Here is an 18,010-nt window from a genome sequence, read left to right as displayed (position 1 = left end):
CTCGCTCAGCTTAGGTAACATGGGGATGGACCTCAAGTGGCGGCAAGCCCCAGGGACGATGCGGAGGGAGCGTCCAAAGGCCGCTCAAACTCGTCCCGGAGCCAGCGGACCCGGACGACCGCACCGCGGTCGGGGTAGGGACGGTTTTCGAATTCGACTGTGGCGCCAGAGCGTTCCAGCAGGGTCTTCGCGATAAAAAAGCCCAAACCCAGCCCGGTCGGTTCGCCGCCGGCATTCATCCGGCGCCGTTTGCTCGATTTGACGTAAGGCTCGCCGATCCGGTCCAGGATCTCCGGCGCAAAGCCCGGGCCATCGTCGCTGATGGTGACGGCGACGTCGTCGTCACTCCAATCGGCCGCCACCTCGACGCGGGCCTGAGCGTAGTCGACGGCGTTTTCCAGGATGTTGCCGAGGCCGTAGAGCACGGCCGGGTTGCGGGCGCCCATCGGCGCCCCGGATCGCTCTGCCAGCGACACGTTGATGTCGATGCCGAAATTGCGATGCGGCGCCACGACCTCTTCGATCAGCGCCGACAGCGGCGTGCGGTCGAACGGTGCGCCGGTGGGCAATTCGGTGAGCTTGCCGAGAATGTCGCGGCAGCGCTGCGCCTGCTCGCGCAGAAGCTTCACGTCGTCGGTGTGAGGTGAACCCGACTCAAGCGCGCGTTCGAGCTCGCGGGTGACCACCGAGATGGTCGCGAGCGGCGTGCCGAGCTCGTGCGCGGCGGCGGCGGCCAGCCCGTCGAGCTGCGACAGATGCTGCTCGCGCGCAAGCACCAGCTCGGTCGCCGCCAGCGCCTCCGCGATCTGCCGGCCTTCCTCGGTGATCTGCCAGGCATAGACGCCGATGAAGCCGATGCAGAGCAGAATCGAGAACCACACGCCGAGCAGATAGATCCAGGGAAGCTCCAGCGGATCGTCCGGATCCCACGGCAGCGGATAGTGCGCGAACACCAGGATGGTGGCGCAGATCACGGCAAAAATGCCGAGTATCACGGTGATCCGTGGTGGGAGCGCGGTCGCCGACAAAAGCACCGGCGCCAGAAACAGGAACGCGAACGGATTCTGCAGTCCGCCGGTCAGGAACAACAGCACCGCAAGCTCGGCGATGTCGAAAGCCAGAAGCCATGCGGCCCGCGTTGGCTCAAGCCGCTGCGTGAGGCTGAAGCGCACGCGCAGCGCCACGTTGAGCCAAGCCGATAGCGCGATTACCGCCATGCAGGCCCAGACCGGCAGCGGGAATTCGGCGACGTAGACGACCACCAGCACCGCGGTGGTCTGGCCGATCACCGCGAGCCATCGCAGACGAAGCAATGTGTCGAGACGCACGTTACGTCGCTGCGGGAGATGGATCTGTTCGGCGGCGTCGTAAAGCATGACTGTATTGTAGTGCAGCATGGGCGGTTCTCAATGTTGCCATCCGCCGCATGGTGAAGGCATTGCAGCTTCGGGACTTGCGCGGGACCGCACGCCGCGTCACATCTGGCGGGTCACTTGTGCCAAGACAAGTGCCGAGACAAGTGCCAAGCCGAGTACCAAGCCGAGTACCAAGACGAGTGCCGGGACAAGTGTCAGGACAATTGCCCATCACCATCGATCGCCTGGTCAAGCGCTACAAGACCGTAAGTGCGGTTGACGGCATTTCGTTCGCGATCGAGGCGGGCACCTGCGCCGCGCTGCTCGGCGGCAACGGCGCCGGCAAGACCACCACCATCTCGACCATCATGGGTCTCGTGGAACCGACCTCGGGACGCGTCACTGTGCTCGGCGCCGACATGCCGCGGGAGCGGCACCGCGTGCTGCATCGCATGAATTTCGAGAGCCCCTACGTCAACATGCCGATGCGGCTCACGGTGCGGCAGAACCTCAATGTGTTCGGCATGCTTTATGGCTGCGAGGATATCGCGGGCCGCATCCGCACCTTGTCGGAAGAATTCGACATGGGTGATTTTCTCGACCGGCCGACAGGCAAGCTGTCGTCAGGACAGAAGACCCGCGTGGCGCTGGCAAAATCGTTGATCAATCAGCCCGAGATTCTTCTGCTCGACGAGCCGACCGCCTCGCTTGATCCCGATACGGCGGACTGGATTCGCGGCCGGCTGGAGCATTATCGCCGCGAGCGCGGCACAACGATCCTGCTTGCCTCGCATAACATGAGCGAGGTCGAGCGTCTGTGTGATCGCGTCATCATGCTCAAGCGCGGCAGGATCGAGGACGACGACACGCCGTCGGGATTGATCGCGCGCTACGGCCGCAGCAATCTCGAAGAGGTGTTTCTCGATATCGCGCGCGGCACCGGCGAAGCGCGGGAGGCCGCGCAATGAAGCTACGGCTTATGAGTACCGCCGGTGCTGTTTGCTCCGCTCACCCTCCCCTGGAGGGGGAGGGGCGGCGCCTCGCGTCAGCGAGGCGTCGGGGTGGGGTGATTTTCTTCGCAAAAAAGTTCACCCCACCCCGACCGCCTTCGCCACAGCGCGTCGAAGACGCGCGCAAACGCGCTTATGGCTACGGCGGTCGACCCTCCCCCTCCAGGGGAGGGTGAAGAGAGGCCGCGTGATGTCGCTTCAATCTCCAACGCGAACACCGAAATATGTCGCGGTTTCGCCGCGCCGTGTGTTCGCAATGGTGCTGCGGCATTGGTATCTGCTCAGCTCGTCGTGGCCGCGGCTTCTCGATCTGATGTACTGGCCCGCGGTGCAGATGCTGATGTGGGGCTTTCTGCAGCTCTACATCTCGCAGAATGCCGGTTCGCCCTTCATGCGGGCTGCAACCACCTTCGTCGGCGCCGTGATGCTGTGGGACGTTTTGTTTCGCGGCCAGCTCGGCTTCTCGATTTCGTTTCTCGAAGAGATGTACGCCCGCAACATGGGCAACCTGATGATGAGCCCGCTGCGGCCGATCGAGTTCGTGCTGGCGCTGATGGTTCAAAGCGTCATTCGGCTGTCGATCGGCATGGTGCCGGTGTCGCTGCTCGCCATCTGGTGGTTCGATTTCAATCTGTGGGCGATGGGGCTCGCGCTCGCGGTGTTCTTCATGAACCTGCTGCTGACCAGCTGGGCGATCGGCATCATCGTGTCGGGCATTTTACTCCGTCACGGGCTTGGCGCCGAGAACATGGCCTGGGGCTTCATGTTCCTGATGCTGCCGTTCACCTGCGTGTACTACCCGGTGTCCGTGCTGCCGTCGTGGCTTCAGACCGTGGCCTGGGTGCTGCCGCCGACTTACGTGTTCGAGGGCATGCGGGCGCTCTTGATCGACCACGTGTTCCGCGCCGATCTGATGCTGCAATCCTTCGCGTTGAATGCCGTGATCTTTGCCATTGGGGTGGCGGTGTTCATGGTGCTGCTGCGGAGCGCGCGCCGAGAGGGCACGCTGCTGCAAGGCGGCGACTAGTTCCCGCCGAGGACATTCTTTTTTTGACCGCCGTTAAGCCTGTTCCCAGGTTGGCAGCGAAAAAACTCAGGAAAAACAAGCTTTTTGCGCGCTCTAATCCTTCGCCAAGACACGTCATATATGTTGACCATGTCATCCATTCGTCACTATGCTGCGTCGCAGCGTGAAGGCCGGGGACTTGAAGGCATGGCTATCGGTGAATTTGGCGGGGCGCCAGAATATGGCGGTCCGATGCTGTCGAGCGGCCTGTACTGGCTGTACGAATCGGGCCATGCGGCGCTCCAGCCGGCACGCGCGTTTGCCGATGTAACCCGGCTCTACTTCAAGAACCCGCTCAATCCATTATCGCATACGACCTTCGGCAAAAGCCTTGCGGCCGGCGCCGAGTTGTTCGAGCGTTCGACGCGGCGCTATGGCAAGCCGGAATGGCGCATCGATTCGGTGATGGTCGGCGGCGAGCGTGCCCCGATTCATATCTCGACGCCGTGGGAGCGGCCGTTCTGCCGGCTCCTGCATTTCGAGCGCATGTTCTGCCACATGCCACGGCGGCCGCAACCCAAGCTTCTGATCGTTGCGCCGATGTCGGGACACTACGCGACATTGCTGCGCGGCACGGTCGAAACGTTCCTCACCAATCACGATGTCTACATCACCGATTGGGTCGACGCCCGCATGGTACCGGTCTCGGAAGGCCGCTTCGACCTCGACGATTACATCGATTACGTCATCAGCATGCTGCATTTCCTCGGTGGCGACACGCACGTGGTTGCGGTGTGTCAGCCGTCCGTCCCGGTGTTCGCGGCGACGGCGCTGATGGAGGCCGACAACGATCCCTATGCGCCGCGCTCGATCACGCTGATGGGCGGTCCGATCGACACGCGCGTCAATTCCACGGCCGTGAACAAGCTCGCCATGGAACGGGGCATCGACTGGTTCCGCAGGAACGTCATCACCAAGGTGCCGTTCCCGCATCCCGGTGTGATGCGTGACGTCTATCCGGGCTTCCTGCAGCTCAACGGCTTCGTCAGCATGAACCTCGATCGCCATCTCGATGCGCATCGCAATCTGTTCATGCATCTCGTGAAGGGCGACGGCGACTCGGCGCAGAAGCATCGCGAGTTCTATGACGAGTATCTCGCCGTCATGGACCTCACTGCGGAGTTCTATCTGCAAACCGTGGACAACGGCTTCATCAGGCACTGCCTGCCGAAAGGCGAGATGACCCATCGCGGACGGCTGGTCGATCCCGGGGCGATCCGCAATGTCGGCCTGCTCACCGTCGAAGGCGAGCACGACGACATCTCCGGCCTCGGCCAGACCGAGGCGGCGCACGAACTCTGCACCAACCTGCCGGCCGACAAGAAACGGCACTACATGCAGCCCGGTGTCGGCCATTATGGCGTGTTCAACGGCTCGCGCTTCCGCGCCGAGGTGGCGCCCCGCATCGCCGACTTCATCATGAGCCTGGAGCGGCCCCAGGCGGCCCGACGGCCGGTCGCGGTGAAGCTCGTAAGCTAAGGCTTTAGCTAGGTTTTTCAGCGAGATATCGCGTTCCCGCGGGGTAATCTGCTATTCTGCCCCCTTGGATTCGGGGTGGTTCCGCCGATGCCGCTGCGTGCCCTGTTCTACCGCCGCCCGAGCGAACCGCAGACCTTCGAGGTCGAGTTCGACCAGGCGAGCTTTGCGGTGCGCGTGCGCCGCCACCGCCAGGCACGGCGCTACACGCTGCGCATCCAGGCCGCCACGCGAGAGGTGATTCTGACCATGCCGCCGCGCGGCAGCCTGCGTGAGGCCAAGGAATTTGCCCAGAAGCACGGCGGTTGGATCGCGGCGCGCATGCATCGCCTGCCACAGGCCGTGCCGTTCGCCGACGGCACCATCGTGCCGCTGCGCGGCGTCGAGCACCGCATCGCGCATCGGTCCGGCGTGCGCGGCACGGTGTGGACCGAAACGCCGAGCCACGGCATGCCGTTGCTTTGCGTCGCGGGCGATGCGCCGCATATCGAACGTCGTGTCGGCGATTATCTGCGGCGCGAGGCCGCCCGCGATCTCGACGCGGCGAGCCGGCGCGCCGCCGATGAACTCGGCGTGGCGATCAGGCGGATTTCGGTGCGCGATCAGTCGAGCCGGTGGGGCTCATGCTCCACGACGGGCGTGCTGTCTTATTCCTGGCGGCTCATTCTGGCGCCGCCGTTCGTGCTGAATTACCTGGCGGTGCATGAGGTGGCGCATCTTCTGGAGATGAACCACTCGGCCCGGTTCTGGCGGCTTGTGAAGCGCGTCTGCGCCGATTCCGACCGCGCCAAAACCTGGCTCGACGTTCATGGCAGCGACTTGCATCGCTACGGCTTGCCGGTCGAGGCTTGCTGAACTTGCAAGCATGACAGCCGGTCCGCCTCGGTGATGGCCATGGCGCGCCACCGTGCTACTGAAATCCTCAAATGCTTCAACCCGGTTCCTTCGCTCTCACCCTGCTGCTTGCCATGCTGACCGGCCTCGGGCCGCTGTCCATGGACATGTATCTTGCCTCGTTGCCGGCGATCGGGCACGCGCTCGACGCGCCGCCGGCGCAGGTGCAGCTCACCATTTCGGTCTATCTGATCGGGTTCGCCTGCGCGCAGGTGTTTCATGGTCCGTTGTCGGATCGCCACGGCAGGCGGCCGGTCCTGCTGGCGACACTTGGCATTTATCTTGTCGCCACGCTTGCCTGCGCGCTGTCGTTCTCCATCGAGACGTTGATCGCTGCGCGTTTCGTTCAGGCGGTCGGCGGCTCGGGTGCTTCAGTGCTGGCCCGCGCCGTGGTCCGCGACATGTTCGAGGGCACGCGCATCGGACGCGAGCTGTCGCGCATGGCCGCGATCATGGCGCTGGCGCCTTTGCTTGCGCCGATGATCGGCGGAGTGCTGCAGACCGTATTCGGCTGGCGTTCGAACTTCATCGCCCTGATCTGCTTCGGAACTGTCGCCTGGGCCATGGTCTGGCTTCTGCTGCCGGAGACGGTGCGTCGCCGCGCACCGGAGCCGGTGTCGGTCGTCTCGATCCTGCGGTCCTACCGGCGCTTCCTCGGCGAGCCGATCTTCGTCATCCATATGGGGATCGCGGCGTGCTGCCTGTGCGGACTGTTCGCGTGGATCTCCAGCGCGGCTTTTGTGCTGCAGGATCTATACGGCTACTCGGCGTTCGCGTTCGGCATCAGCTTCGCGCTGGCTTCGGGGGGCTATCTCGTTGGCACGACCTGCGCGGCCCGTCTGGTCGCGCGCTGGGGAAGCGGGCGGCTGATGGGTGTGGGCTGTGCCGCCATGGCTTCGGGTGGTTTGATCCTTGCTCTGGTGCTTGTCGTTGCGCCGTCGCGTTCGGAATGGCTTGTGGCCGCGGTCTGCATCTATCTGTTCGGCATGGGCTTCAGTCTACCGCAGTCGCAGGCCGGTGCGCTGTTGCCATTTCCGGATCGTGCCGGCGCGGCCTCGTCGCTGCTCGGCTTCGTCACGCTGACCTCGTCTGCGGCGGTCGGCGCCGTGATCGGGCGTGCGCTAGGCGTATCCGCCTGGCCGCCCGCGATCGCGTTGTTGATCGTCGGCGTGCTTTCGTTCGTGTTGTGGTGGCTCAGCCGTGACGTCCGGCGCCACGGCACGCCCGCGCATTGATCGCGCCGATCAGCGCCGGCCCATCAGCCGGTCGATCAGCCAGCCGTCGAGTCCGCTGTCGGCTTCCGGGCGGACTTGGGCTTGCGCCTGCGTTTGCGGCCGAACTTGCGCTTCGGCGTCGGACAGCGGCGCTGGCGGCTGCGCATTCCACGGCGGCGTGAAGCCTGCGGTCATGAAGCCGCCCGAGGAGACTCCTGGCAGAGCCGCGACCGGCACGCCCTGATGCGCGCTCCGCATGAAGCGGCTCCAGATCTCGACCGGCAGCCCGCCGCCGGTGGTCTTCTTGGTCGGCGATGAATCGTCGTTGCCGAGCCAGACGCCCGCGACGAGGTGGCCGGTGTAGCCGATGAACCAGGCGTCGCGGAATTCCTGCGACGTGCCGGTCTTGCCGGCAGCCGGCCAGCCAGGCAATTCCGCTTTGTGCGCGGTGCCGGTGAGCAATGTCTCCTGCAGCATTGAGTTCATCATCGAAACGATGCGCGGCTCGATGATCCGGCCGAGGCGGTCGGGCTTGCGGTCATAGAGCAGCTTGCCGCCTGCCGTGCGCACCCGCCTGATCACGTGGGGCGAGACCGCCATGCCGCCGTTGGCGAGGGGCGCATAGGCGCCGACCATTTCGAGCACTGAGACTTCCGACGTGCCGAGCGCGATCGAGGCGTTGGGCTCGAGTTTGGAGGCGATGCCGAGCCGGTGCGCAGTGCGCACCACTGCGGTCGGACCGAATTCCATCGTCAGCCGCACCGACACGGTGTTGAGCGACATCGACAGCGCCTTGGTCAGCGTGACCGGGCCGAAGTATTGGTGCGTGTAGTTCTCCGGGTGCCAGCCCTTGATCGCGATCGGCTTGTCCTCGCGCACCGTGTCCGGCGTCAGCCCGCGTTCGAGCGCGGTGAGATAGACGAACGGCTTGAATGACGAACCCGGCTGGCGCTTGGCCGCCACAGCGCGGTTGAACTGGCTCTCGGCGTAGTTTCGGCCGCCGACCAGCGCCCGCACGGCGCCATCGGGCGTCATCGCCACGATCGCGCCCTGGCCGACGCCGGCCTTGACGCCATTCTTGTTGAGCTCGTCGACCAGCGCGGTCTCGGCTGCGGTCTGCATCGCCGGATCAATCGTGGCCTCGACCACGATGTCCTGATCGACGCGGCCGACCACGTCGTCGAGCACATCCATGATCCAGTCGGCCGCATAGCCGAGCGAGCCCGCGCCCGGCGGCCGCTCCGCATGGGCCGGCTCGATCAGCGCAACCTTCGCGGCATCGTCGTTGATGAACTTCATGTCCACCATGGCGGCGAGCACGAGCTGGGCGCGCTTCTCGGCGCCATTCGGGTTGCGGCTCGGCGCAAGGCGCGACGGCGAGCGCACGAGGCCTGCGAGCATCGCAGCCTCGGCGACGGTGAGCTTCTGCGCCGGCTTGTTGAAATAGCGCGCCGCGGCGGCCTCGACGCCATAAGCGCCGGCGCCGAAATAGACGCGGTTCAAGTACATGTCGAGGATCTGCGCCTTGCTGAACTTGTGTTCGAGCCAGAGCGCGAGGCCGACCTCCTGCACCTTGCGGGTGAGGGTGCGGTCCTGGGTCAGGAACAGGTTCTTGGCGAGTTGCTGCGTGATGGTCGAGCCGCCTTGCGACACGCCACGGCGCAGCACGTTAGCGGCGAGAGCGCGGATGATGCCGATCGGGTCGACGCCGTAGTGCGAATAGAACCGGCGATCTTCGATGGCGATGAAGGCCTGCGGCACGTACCGTGGAAGGTCCTTCAGCGGCACCACGCCGCCGCCCATGTTGCCGCGGGTGGCAAGCACCTGCCCGGTGGCGTCGACGATCTTGATGGTCGGCGGGCGCTTGGGGATTTCCAGCGATTGGATCGGCGGCAGGTGGGCTCCGATCCAGATGGTCACGCCAATGGCGGCAATCACCATCCAGAGGCCACCGACCGCGCCCCAATAGGCGGCCCGTCCGATCAGGGCCCCCCAGCTTCGGCCGCCGCCTCCGCTGCCGCTACTTGAGGCGCGCTTGCGCTTTGACTTTGGCTTGGCTTTGGGGCGGGGCGCCGGCTTGTCGGAGGACGCGGATTTGTTGCGGCGCGGCGCCGTGTCATCGGCGTCGAGCTCGACCGAGGGGGCCGCGTTAAAGACGGGCTCCCGTCGTTCTTTGCCCTTGGGCGCACCCATTTTGGTCCCGAACCGTCCCCGCGGCCCCGTCCCACGGAGCGCACCCGCACGTTACGGCGGGCGCTTTAAGGTGCGGTTAAGCGCATTTGGCCGACGGCCCGTAACCCCAGGCAGTGACTGGATTTGCGGGCACTGCAGCACTGTTGAGTGTTGCCCCGGCGCTATATCCAAACATGGCTTTTTTGTGCATCATACCCGCGTACCGGGGGATCCGGTGAAACACACAAGCCTGGGGAATCTCATGCGTAAAGCTGCACTACTCGCAGCAGTCATGCTGGCTGCTACGTTCGCGACCACGACCACTCAAGCCGCTGCCAAGAAGGATCCGGCGGCCGCGGCCCAGCAGAACACCGAAAACTTCATGAAGGCGGCGACCAACCCGTACGAGGCGACGTCGAAGCCGGCCGCGAAGGCGAAGAAGCACGTCGCGATGAAGAAGAAGAAGGGCAAGAAGAAGAAAGCCTAACTCTTCTCGTCGTACACGCCTTCTCCCGAACAAGCCTGAGCGCTGGTGTAAGAGAAAGCTGCACGACAAATCAAATGGAGTCGGCGTTCGGTGCTTCGGCACACAAACGTCGGCTCCATTTTTCTTTGGCGGGATGGTTATGCCGGCGGTGCGAGCAATTGCATCAGCGAGCGCTTGATCGCCATCTCCCGGGTCGGCGAGGCGATCTTCGCGCCGAGCAGATCGGTGACATAGAACACGTCGACGACGCGCTCGCCGAACGTCGCGACGTGCGCCGAGGTGATGTTGAGGCTCAGCTTCGAGAGCGTCGCAGTGAGCTCGTAAAGCAGTCCGGGCCGGTCGAGGCCCGTCACCTCGATCACGGTGTAGCGGTTGGACCATTGGTTGTTGATGGTCACCTCGGGCTCGACCGCGAAGGCCTTGAACCGGCCCTTGCTTGCGGAGCGCCGCGCCACCACCTCGGGCAACTTCAGCGTGCCGCTCAGGGCCTTCTCGATGGTTTCGCCGATGCGTGCGGCGCGCCGCTGTTCGTCCTCGTCCTGCTCGAACTCGCGGGACACCGCGATGGTGTCGAGCACGCGGCCGTCGGTGGTGGTGAAAATCTGCGCGTCGACGATGTTGGCGCCCGTCGCGGCGCAGGCACCGGCGAGCGTCGACAACAGCCACGGATGATCGGGCGCCAGCACCGTGATCTCGGTCGCGCCACGCCCGGATTCGAGCGTGAAGCTCGTCGCCGTCGATTTGTTGGCGCTTTCGGCCTCGTGGACGAAGCGCGCGTGCTCGACGCGATGCGGTAGATCGACCTTCAGCCAGTAGGCCGGATAGTGCCGGGCCAGATAAGCGTCCATCCGTTCGGCCGGCCAGTCCTTGAGCTCGGCGCGGAGTTCGTTCTGCGCCATGGCGACGCGCTGGGCGCGGTTAACCTCGGAGAAACCGCCGGTCAGGACGGGCTCGGTCTCATAGTAAAGCGTGCGCAGGAGCTGCGCTTTCCAGCCGTTCCATACGCCGGGGCCGACCGCACGGATATCGACGGTGGTCAGGATGGTGAGCAGCTTCATGCGCTCCAGCGATTGCACCACCGCGGCAAAATTCTCGATGGTCTTTCTGTCCGACAGGTCGCGCGATTGCGCCACCGTCGACATCGTCAGGTGCTGCTCGACCAGCCACGCCACCGTCTCGGTGTCGGCGGGCGACAGCCCGATCCGCGGGCAGAACACGCGGGCGATGCGCGCGCCGGCGATCGAATGGTCCTCGATGCGGCCTTTGGCGATGTCGTGCAGGAACAGCGCCACATAGAGCAGCGTGCGGTGCTCCGGCACGATCTTCTTCATCAGGTCGCTGGCCAGCGGGAATTCCTCGCTGCCGCGCTCGATCTCGGCGAGGATCCCGATGCATCGGAGCAGGTGCTCGTCCACCGTATAGTGGTGGTACATGTTGAACTGCATCATCGCGACGATGCGGCCGAAGGCGCGAACGAAGCGGCCGAGCACGCCGGTTTCGTTCATCCGGCGCAGGATGATCTCCGCGTCGTGCGACGTGAGAATTTCCAGGAACAACCGGTTGGCTTCGGGATCCTGCCGCAGCTTGTGATCGATCAGCCGCAGCGACTTGGTGGCCGCCCGCATGGCGTCCGGATGCAGCACCAGATTGTGCTTCTGTGCGAGCCAGAACATCCGGAGCAGATTGAGCGGATCGCGCGCGAAAACCTCCGGCCCTGCGATGGTGAGGCGGTTGTTGTCGTCGAAGAAATCCTCGCTGTCGGGGAGAGCTCTCCGCCCATGCGGCCGGAACCGCGCCATCATCCGGCTCAGCACCGGCGCGGGCTTCGTCTGGCGATCTTCCAGCGTGGTGCACAAGATCGCCGTGAGATCGCCGACGTCCTTGGCGACCAGGAAGTAGTGCTTCATGAAGCGCTCGACATCCTTCATGCCTGGGTGCTCGGTGTAACCGAGCCGCACCGCGATCTCGCGCTGGATGTCGAATGACAGCCGCTCCTCGGCGCGGCCGGCGACGAAATGCATGTTGCAGCGGACCGACCAGAGGAAATCCTCGCAGCGGCGGAACACCCGCAGCTCCTCGGCGTCGAACACGCCGCGATCGACCAGCTCGCCGACGTCCTGGACGCGGTAGACGTATTTCGCGATCCAGAACAACGTGTGTAGATCGCGCAGGCCGCCCTTGCCGTCCTTGACGTTGGGCTCGACCAGATAGCGCGACTGGCCGCCGCGGCGGTGGCGCTCCTCGCGTTCGGCGAGCTTGGCGGCGACAAACTCAGGCCCGGTGCCTTGCACCACCTGCTTGTCGAAACGCGTTGCAAGTTCGTCGAACAATTTCTTGTCGCCGAGCAGGAAGCGAGCTTCGAGCAGTGCGGTGCGGATCGTCATGTCCGCTTTGGCCTGCTTGATGCACTCGTCGACCGAGCGCGTGGCGTGGCCGACCTTCAGCCCCAGGTCCCAGAGACAATAGAGAATCGCCTCGGCAACCGACTCACCCCAGGCGGTCTGTTTGTAAGGCAGCAGGAACAGGAGATCGATGTCGGAGCCCGGCGCCATGAGGCCGCGGCCGTAGCCGCCGGTCGCCACGATCGCCATCCGCTCCGCTTCGGCCGGATTTTCCGACGGATAGAGATTCTTGACGACGAACTCGAACAGCACAGCGATGATGTCGTCCGTCATCGCGCAGAGCCGCTCGGCGCAGCGGCCGCCCTGGCGATCCTTGAGCAGCAATTTCTCGGCGTGCGCGCGGCCCTCGGCCAGCACCGTCTTCAGCCGCTGCGTCACGGCACGCCGCAGCTCCTGCTCGGAACCGGTGTGGTCCTTCGCGAGCTTCGCTAGTTCGGCGTCGAGTTCGCGCTTTTCAAACGGCCGGTCGAGGCGAGCCGTCGGTTTTTCCAAGGTGAGCATGCCAGTATCCGGCATAGCGTAAGCGGACGCCGCCTGTCACGGCGGGACGCAGCATCTTGGGAAACGGATTCGGCTTCTCAGCCAAGGGCGGACAGCCAGGCGCGGCTTTCGCGCTTTCGATTCCGATGATTTTCTTATGTAATATCAATATATTAAATGAGGTTAGATCAATGGCGCTTATTTGAGCAATTTGCGCGCCGGCATCGAACCCAGACGGACGCTGTAGTGATCGAGAGTTTCACTCTGTAGGCTCCGGCGATCGTGACCGGACGCCGAGCCGATCCGGCCCGACAGGGAGGACTTCCGATGCGCAGCTTCCAGGTCTGCCAGTGCGGCGAGCCGCTGCAATGCAACGAGATGCCTGATCCCAAGCCTGCCGGGACGGAGGTTCTGCTGAAGGTTCTGGCCGCGGGCGTCTGCCACAGCGATCTGCATCTCTCCGACGGCTATTTCGATCTCGGCGGCGGCAAGAAACTCAGCATCGTGGAGCGCGGCATGAAGATGCCGGTCACGCTCGGTCACGAGAATGTCGGCGAGGTGGTCGCCGTCGGTCCTGATGCACGCGGCGTGAAAATTGGCGACTGGCGGTTGGTCGATCCGTGGATGGGCTGTGGCGAATGCCCGGTCTGCAAGCGGGGCGACGAGCAGCTTTGCACCAAGCCCAGCAGCATCGGCGTGTTCAGGAATGGCGGCTACAGCACGCATCTGATTGTGCCGCACCCGCGCTATCTGTTCGATATCGGCAACATCCCGCCGGAGCGAGCCGCGCCGCTCGCCTGCTCGGGCGTGACGACCTACAGCGCGCTGAAGAAGATCGGGCCGACCTTCACAACCGATCCGGTGGTGATCATCGGCGCCGGCGGACTCGGTCTCATGGGCCTCGCCTTGCACAAGGCTATGGGCGGGCACAGCGCGGTGGTGGTCGATATCGATCCGGCGAAGCGCGATGCCGCGAAGAAGGCCGGCGCGGTGGCCGTGATCGACGGCGCGGCGCCCGACGCCGCCAAGCAGATCATTGCCGCGACGGGCGGCGGCGCCTGGGCAGTGATCGACCTGGTTGGCTCGGCCGCGACGGCCAAGCTCGGCCTCGACAGCCTTTGCAAGGCCGGCAAGCTCATTCTCGTCGGACTCTACGGCGGCGAGATCACACTGTCGCTGCCGCCGTTCCCGATGAAGGCGATCACGATTCAGGGTTCCTACACCGGAAGCCTCACCGAGACCGCGGAGCTGATCGACCTTGTCAAACGCACGGGCTTGCCGTCCGTGCCGGTCGCAACCCGGCCGCTCGACGACGTCAACGCCGTCTTGAGCGAGTTGCGGGCCGGAAAAGTGGTCGGCCGGGTCGTGCTGACGCCGGCCGCCCGCTGAAGCTCACCGGGCGCTGCTGCGTGGCGTAGCAGACCATCGCCATCGGCCCGCTGGCCGACATTCCGCTTCGGTGCGTGTGATATCAGCATAAATCATAGCGCTTGCATCTTGGTCGGGCTTGTCCCGGCCATTGGTGCCTTTAAAGCTGGGGCATGTCTCCCGATCTGCTGTTCTGGTTCGCGCTCGTTCTGAAAATGGCTGTCACCGCGGGTTTCGTGGTCGGCGCCGCGATGGTCGCCGAGCGCGCCGGGCCTGCGATCGGTGCGCTGGTCGCGACCTTGCCGGTCGCCGCGGGGCCGGCCTACGTCTTCGTTGCCCTTGACCACAACTCGGCATTCATCTCGGCCAGCGCCATCGGCAGCATTGCCGCGCACGCTGCAACGGCGGTGTTCTCGTTGGTGTTCGTTGTCCTGGCACAGCGTTTCGGCACCTTGATCAGCGTCGGCAGCGCGGTGGCGAGCTGGTTTGTCGTCGCGTTTCTGTTGCGGTTGGTGCCCTGGACCTTCACGACGGTGGCTCTCGCAAACCTGGCGATCTTTGGCGCCTGCATCCCCATCACCAATCGCTATCGCCACGCCAAGATGCCGCTGATCGTTCGCAAATGGTACGACGTGCTGGTGCGAGCCGTGATGGTGGCGTGCTTGGTCGCTGCGGTGGTCGGCTTGAGCGGCCGCGTCGGGCCGCTCGTCACGGGATTGCTTGCCGTCTATCCGATCGTGATGACCAGCCTGATGCTGATCTTCCAGCCGCGTGTCGGTGGACCCGCGACTGCGGCGCTGATCGCCAATTCCATGTGGGGCCTGGTCGGCTTCAGCGCCTGTCTGTTCACGGTGCATCTTGCGACCGGGCCGCTCGGCACCTGGGCCGGGCTGGTGCTGTCGCTCGTGGTGTCGGTGGTCTGGAACATCGCGCTCTACGCGCTGCGCCGTCGCGCGTTGCTGCGGCGCTGAGCTCCTTTATGACGGCCGCGCCGGCCCCTCGCGCAAGCGCGCTCGGCGGCGCGGCTATTCGACTTTGATATCGTTCTCGCGGATCACCTTCGACCACTTCTGTGTCTCGGCCTGGATGAAGGCTTCGAACGCCTCCGGCGACATCGCAAGCGACTGGAACATCTGCGGCGCCAGGAATTTCTCGTCAAAGGCCGGATCGCTGAAAACCTTGCGGGCTTCGTCGTTGAGCTTCATCACGACCTCGCGCGGCGTGCCGGCCGGTGCAAACAGGCCGAACCATGTGGTCGATTCGTAGCCCGGCAATCCGGTTTCGGCCACGGTCGGAATGTCCGGGATCGGGGCCAGTCGCTTTTCGCTGCCGATGCCGAGGATCTTGAGCTGACCGGCCCGGTACGGCGGCAAGGCAAGGCTGATGCTCACCGACATCAAGCCGATGTGGCCGGCGATCAGATCGTTGAGTGCCGGCGCCGCACCGCGATAGTGCACCGCGTTGAGCTTGACGCCGGAGAGATTCTTGAAGAGCTCGATATTCATATGCGGTGCTGAGCCGATGCCGGCGGTGCCGAAGTTCAGTTCGCCGGGCTTCTGCTTGGCGAGCTCGATCAGCTCCTTGGCGTTGTTGACCGGCAGCGATTTGCTGGCGAGCAGCGCCTGATTGATGCGGACCAGGCCCGTCACAGGCACGAAATCGGTTTTCTCGTCGTAGGGCAGTTTGCCCTTGGGATAGATCGCCGGGTTGATCGTGAAGGTGCCGGCCTCGGCCACCATCAGCGTGTGACCATCCGGCGCTGCCTTCGCCACAGCGCTGGCGCCCGTGACGTGGGCAGCGCCGCCCTTGTTCTCGACGATGACCTGCTGGCCCCAGTCCTCCGAGAGCTTTTGGCCGAAGGCGCGCGCCACCACGTCGGTGACGCCGCCGGCTGCGGCCGTAACGACGAGCGTGATCGGGCGCGAAGGATAGGTTTGCGCTTGTGCTTGCGCGGCGACAAGGAAGCCGGTCAACGATAATAGCGCGCCCATAGTTTTCATCGCACGTCCTCTCCCGAACGCCGCCATGCTGCGGCTCTTTAGTCGATGTGCACCTTGGCCTCGTGCACCACTTTCGACCATTTCTGTGTGTCGGCCTTGATGAAGGCTTCGAACTCCTCCGGCGTGCCGATCAGCGACTGGAACATCTGCGGCGCCATGAATTTCTCGTCAAACGCCGGATCGCTGAAGACCTTCCGCGCCTCGGCGTTGACCTTCATCACCACGTCGCGCGGCGTGCCGGCCGGCGCGAACAGGCCGAACCAGGTGACAGCCTCGTAGCCCGGCAACCCGGTTTCGGCGATGGTTGGAACGTCGGGGAGCCGCTTGAGCCGCTTCTCGCTGCCGATGCCGAGGATCTTGATCTGGCCGGCCTGCCAGGGCCCAACCGCGAGGCTCACGCTGATCGACATCACGTCGACGTGGCCCGCGATCAGGTCGTTGAGCGCCGGTGTCCCGCCGCGATAGTGCACCGGCGTGAGATTGACGCCGGCCATGGTCTTGAACAGTTCGATGTTCATGTGCAGCGCTGAGCCGATGCCGGCGGTGGCGTAGTTCAATGCGCCGGGCTTTTGCTTCGCGAGCGCGATCAGCTCCGCGGCGTTGTTGACCGGCAGCGATTTGCTCGCCAGCAGCCCCTGGTTGACGCGGACGAGCCCCGTGATCGGCGCGAAATCGGTCTTCTCGTCATAGGGCAGCCGGCCCTTCGGAAAGATCAGCGGGTTGATGGCGAACGCACCGGCCTCGGCCACCATCAACGTGTGACCGTCCGCCGCTGCCCTGGCGACGGTGCTCAGCCCGGCCACGTGGGCAGAGCCGCCCTTGTTCTCGACGATGACCTGCTGGCTCCAGTCCTCGGCCATCTGCTGGGCGAAGGCGCGGGCCACCACGTCGGTCACGCCGCCGGCCGGCGCCGTGACAACGATCGTGATCGGGCGGGACGGATAGGACTGCGCTTGCACAGATGTTGCCGCGAGAACGCCAACGAGCGCTGCAAGCGCCGTAAGATGTCTCATGGCACCTCCTCCCGGCCGCGATTTATCGCGGCTCTTTTTCAATCGATCTGTAGCTTGGCATCGCCGACCACCTTCGACCACTTCGCCGCCTCGCTGCGCAGATAGGCGCTGAAGCCTTCCAGCGAGCCGGGCACCGGCTGCACCACTTGCGGCTCAAGAAATCTGGCACGGAACTCGGCGTCGTTGATCACCTTCTGCACGTCGGAATTGACCCTGGCGATCACCTCCGGCGGGGTTCCGGATCGCGCGAACAACCCGAATGCCACGCTGGCGTCATAGCCGGGCACGGTTTCGGCGATGGTCGGCACATCTGCGAACTGTGCCACGCGCTGCAAGCTGCCGAAGCCCAGCATGCCGAGCTTGCCGGCCTTCACGGTCGGCAGCGCAATCGAGGGACCCATGATGATCATATCGATATGACCGCCGATGACGTCGTTCAGCGCCGGGCTTGCGCCGCGGTAGTGGACGGCCGTGAACTTCGCGCCGGTCATCGTCTCAAGCAGCAGCGCACCCATATGCGGCGCCGTGCCGAGGCCTGCGGTCCCGTAGCTGATGGTGCTGGGCTTGTCTTTCGCGAGCTTGAGCAGCTCTTCGACCGACTTCGCCGGCACCGCGGGATTGACCAGCAGCGCCATCGGGATCGACGCGAAGCCCGCGACCGGGATGAAATCGGTGGTCGCGTCATAGGCGAGCCGGCCTGGAGAATGAAGGAACGGCTGGATCGTGAACATGCCGGTTTCGGTCGCGAGCAGCGTGTAGCCGTCCGGCGCTGCGGCCTTCACCGCCGTGGCGGCGAAGCTGTGTCCCGCACCGCCGCGGTTCTCGATGACGACAGGCTGGCTCCAGAGCTGGGACAGCTTCTGGCTGACGCCGCGCGTCAGCACGTCAGTCAGTCCGCCGGCTGCCGATGTGACGACGATGGTGACGGTGCGATTGGGATAGGGCTGAGCCGAGGCCAAGCCGTTGCTTGAAATGCCGAAGAAAAGCCCAAACAGCGCGGCGCCCGCGCGGAGCATGATCCTCATGGCGTTCCTCAAGAGTCTTTAGTTCGCGGTGATGCCCCGCGTTTGTGG

14 protein-coding genes are annotated in these 18,010 nt (G+C 64.7%); 8 read left to right on the top strand and 6 right to left on the bottom strand.

The annotated features are described in order from the left end of the window. Positions 1-32 precede the first annotated feature (32 nt). Positions 33-1,397, bottom strand: a complete 1,365-nt coding sequence (locus RHPLAN_RS37610) for an ActS/PrrB/RegB family redox-sensitive histidine kinase (protein WP_068030037.1) — start codon at positions 1,395-1,397, stop codon at positions 33-35. A 170-nt stretch (positions 1,398-1,567) separates the two neighbouring features. Between RHPLAN_RS37610 and RHPLAN_RS37605 the strand changes: the two genes are divergently transcribed. From RHPLAN_RS37605 to RHPLAN_RS37585, 5 genes are all read left to right on the top strand, one after another. Next, positions 1,568-2,323, top strand: a complete 756-nt coding sequence (locus RHPLAN_RS37605; protein ID WP_237180007.1) for an ABC transporter ATP-binding protein — start codon at positions 1,568-1,570, stop codon at positions 2,321-2,323. Positions 2,324-2,555: 232 nt separating this feature from the next. Beyond that, a complete protein-coding gene (locus RHPLAN_RS37600; RefSeq protein ID WP_068030031.1) occupies positions 2,556-3,392 on the top strand; it encodes an ABC transporter permease in 837 nt (278 codons plus the stop codon). Positions 3,393-3,578: 186 nt separating this feature from the next. Further along, entirely contained in the window at positions 3,579-4,910 is a 1,332-nt protein-coding gene (locus RHPLAN_RS37595) for a polyhydroxyalkanoate depolymerase (protein ID WP_068030028.1), read from the top strand. A gap of 87 nt (positions 4,911-4,997) precedes the next feature. Beyond that, complete coding sequence (locus RHPLAN_RS37590) at positions 4,998-5,762, top strand: M48 family metallopeptidase (protein WP_068030025.1); 765 nt, start codon at positions 4,998-5,000, stop codon at positions 5,760-5,762. 71 nt (positions 5,763-5,833) lie between these two features. Further along, a complete protein-coding gene (locus RHPLAN_RS37585; RefSeq protein ID WP_068030022.1) occupies positions 5,834-7,036 on the top strand; it encodes a multidrug effflux MFS transporter in 1,203 nt (400 codons plus the stop codon). Positions 7,037-7,045: 9 nt separating this feature from the next. On the opposite strand, the gene RHPLAN_RS37580 is transcribed toward RHPLAN_RS37585, so the two are convergent. Continuing rightward, a complete protein-coding gene (locus RHPLAN_RS37580) occupies positions 7,046-9,208 on the bottom strand; it encodes a transglycosylase domain-containing protein (protein WP_068030020.1) in 2,163 nt (720 codons plus the stop codon). 241 nt (positions 9,209-9,449) lie between these two features. On the opposite strand from RHPLAN_RS37580, the gene RHPLAN_RS37575 reads away from it, so the two are divergent. Next, a complete protein-coding gene (locus RHPLAN_RS37575) occupies positions 9,450-9,674 on the top strand; it encodes a hypothetical protein (RefSeq protein ID WP_157100731.1) in 225 nt (74 codons plus the stop codon). Between the two features lie 137 nt (positions 9,675-9,811). On the opposite strand, the gene RHPLAN_RS37570 is transcribed toward RHPLAN_RS37575, so the two are convergent. Next, positions 9,812-12,577 (bottom strand): [protein-PII] uridylyltransferase, encoded by a 2,766-nt coding sequence (locus tag RHPLAN_RS37570; RefSeq protein ID WP_068030016.1) that lies wholly within the window; start codon positions 12,575-12,577, stop codon positions 9,812-9,814. A 306-nt stretch (positions 12,578-12,883) separates the two neighbouring features. Between RHPLAN_RS37570 and RHPLAN_RS37565 the strand changes: the two genes are divergently transcribed. Further along, positions 12,884-13,945: an alcohol dehydrogenase gene (locus RHPLAN_RS37565; protein WP_068030013.1), complete on the top strand. Its 1,062-nt coding sequence runs from the start codon at positions 12,884-12,886 to the stop codon at positions 13,943-13,945. A 152-nt stretch (positions 13,946-14,097) separates the two neighbouring features. Next, positions 14,098-14,895: a hypothetical protein gene (locus RHPLAN_RS37560; protein WP_068030002.1), complete on the top strand. Its 798-nt coding sequence runs from the start codon at positions 14,098-14,100 to the stop codon at positions 14,893-14,895. A 54-nt stretch (positions 14,896-14,949) separates the two neighbouring features. On the opposite strand, the gene RHPLAN_RS37555 is transcribed toward RHPLAN_RS37560, so the two are convergent. The 3 genes from RHPLAN_RS37555 to RHPLAN_RS37545 are packed head-to-tail and all read right to left on the bottom strand — an operon-like array spanning position 14,950 to position 17,962. Next, positions 14,950-15,924 carry a Bug family tripartite tricarboxylate transporter substrate binding protein gene (locus RHPLAN_RS37555; protein WP_198164650.1) on the bottom strand — a complete coding sequence of 325 codons (975 nt, stop codon included), beginning with the start codon at positions 15,922-15,924 and terminating at the stop codon, positions 14,950-14,952. A 38-nt stretch (positions 15,925-15,962) separates the two neighbouring features. Continuing rightward, entirely contained in the window at positions 15,963-16,937 is a 975-nt protein-coding gene (locus tag RHPLAN_RS37550) for a Bug family tripartite tricarboxylate transporter substrate binding protein (RefSeq protein WP_084246332.1), read from the bottom strand. Between the two features lie 38 nt (positions 16,938-16,975). Then, a complete protein-coding gene (locus RHPLAN_RS37545; protein ID WP_068029995.1) occupies positions 16,976-17,962 on the bottom strand; it encodes a Bug family tripartite tricarboxylate transporter substrate binding protein in 987 nt (328 codons plus the stop codon). Positions 17,963-18,010 lie beyond the last annotated feature (48 nt).

The sequence above is a fragment of the Rhodoplanes sp. Z2-YC6860 genome (genome assembly GCF_001579845.1).
Taxonomy (GTDB): domain Bacteria; phylum Pseudomonadota; class Alphaproteobacteria; order Rhizobiales; family Xanthobacteraceae; genus Z2-YC6860.
Note: the sequence above shows the minus strand (reverse complement) of the source record. Positions and strands in the feature narration are given on the sequence as shown.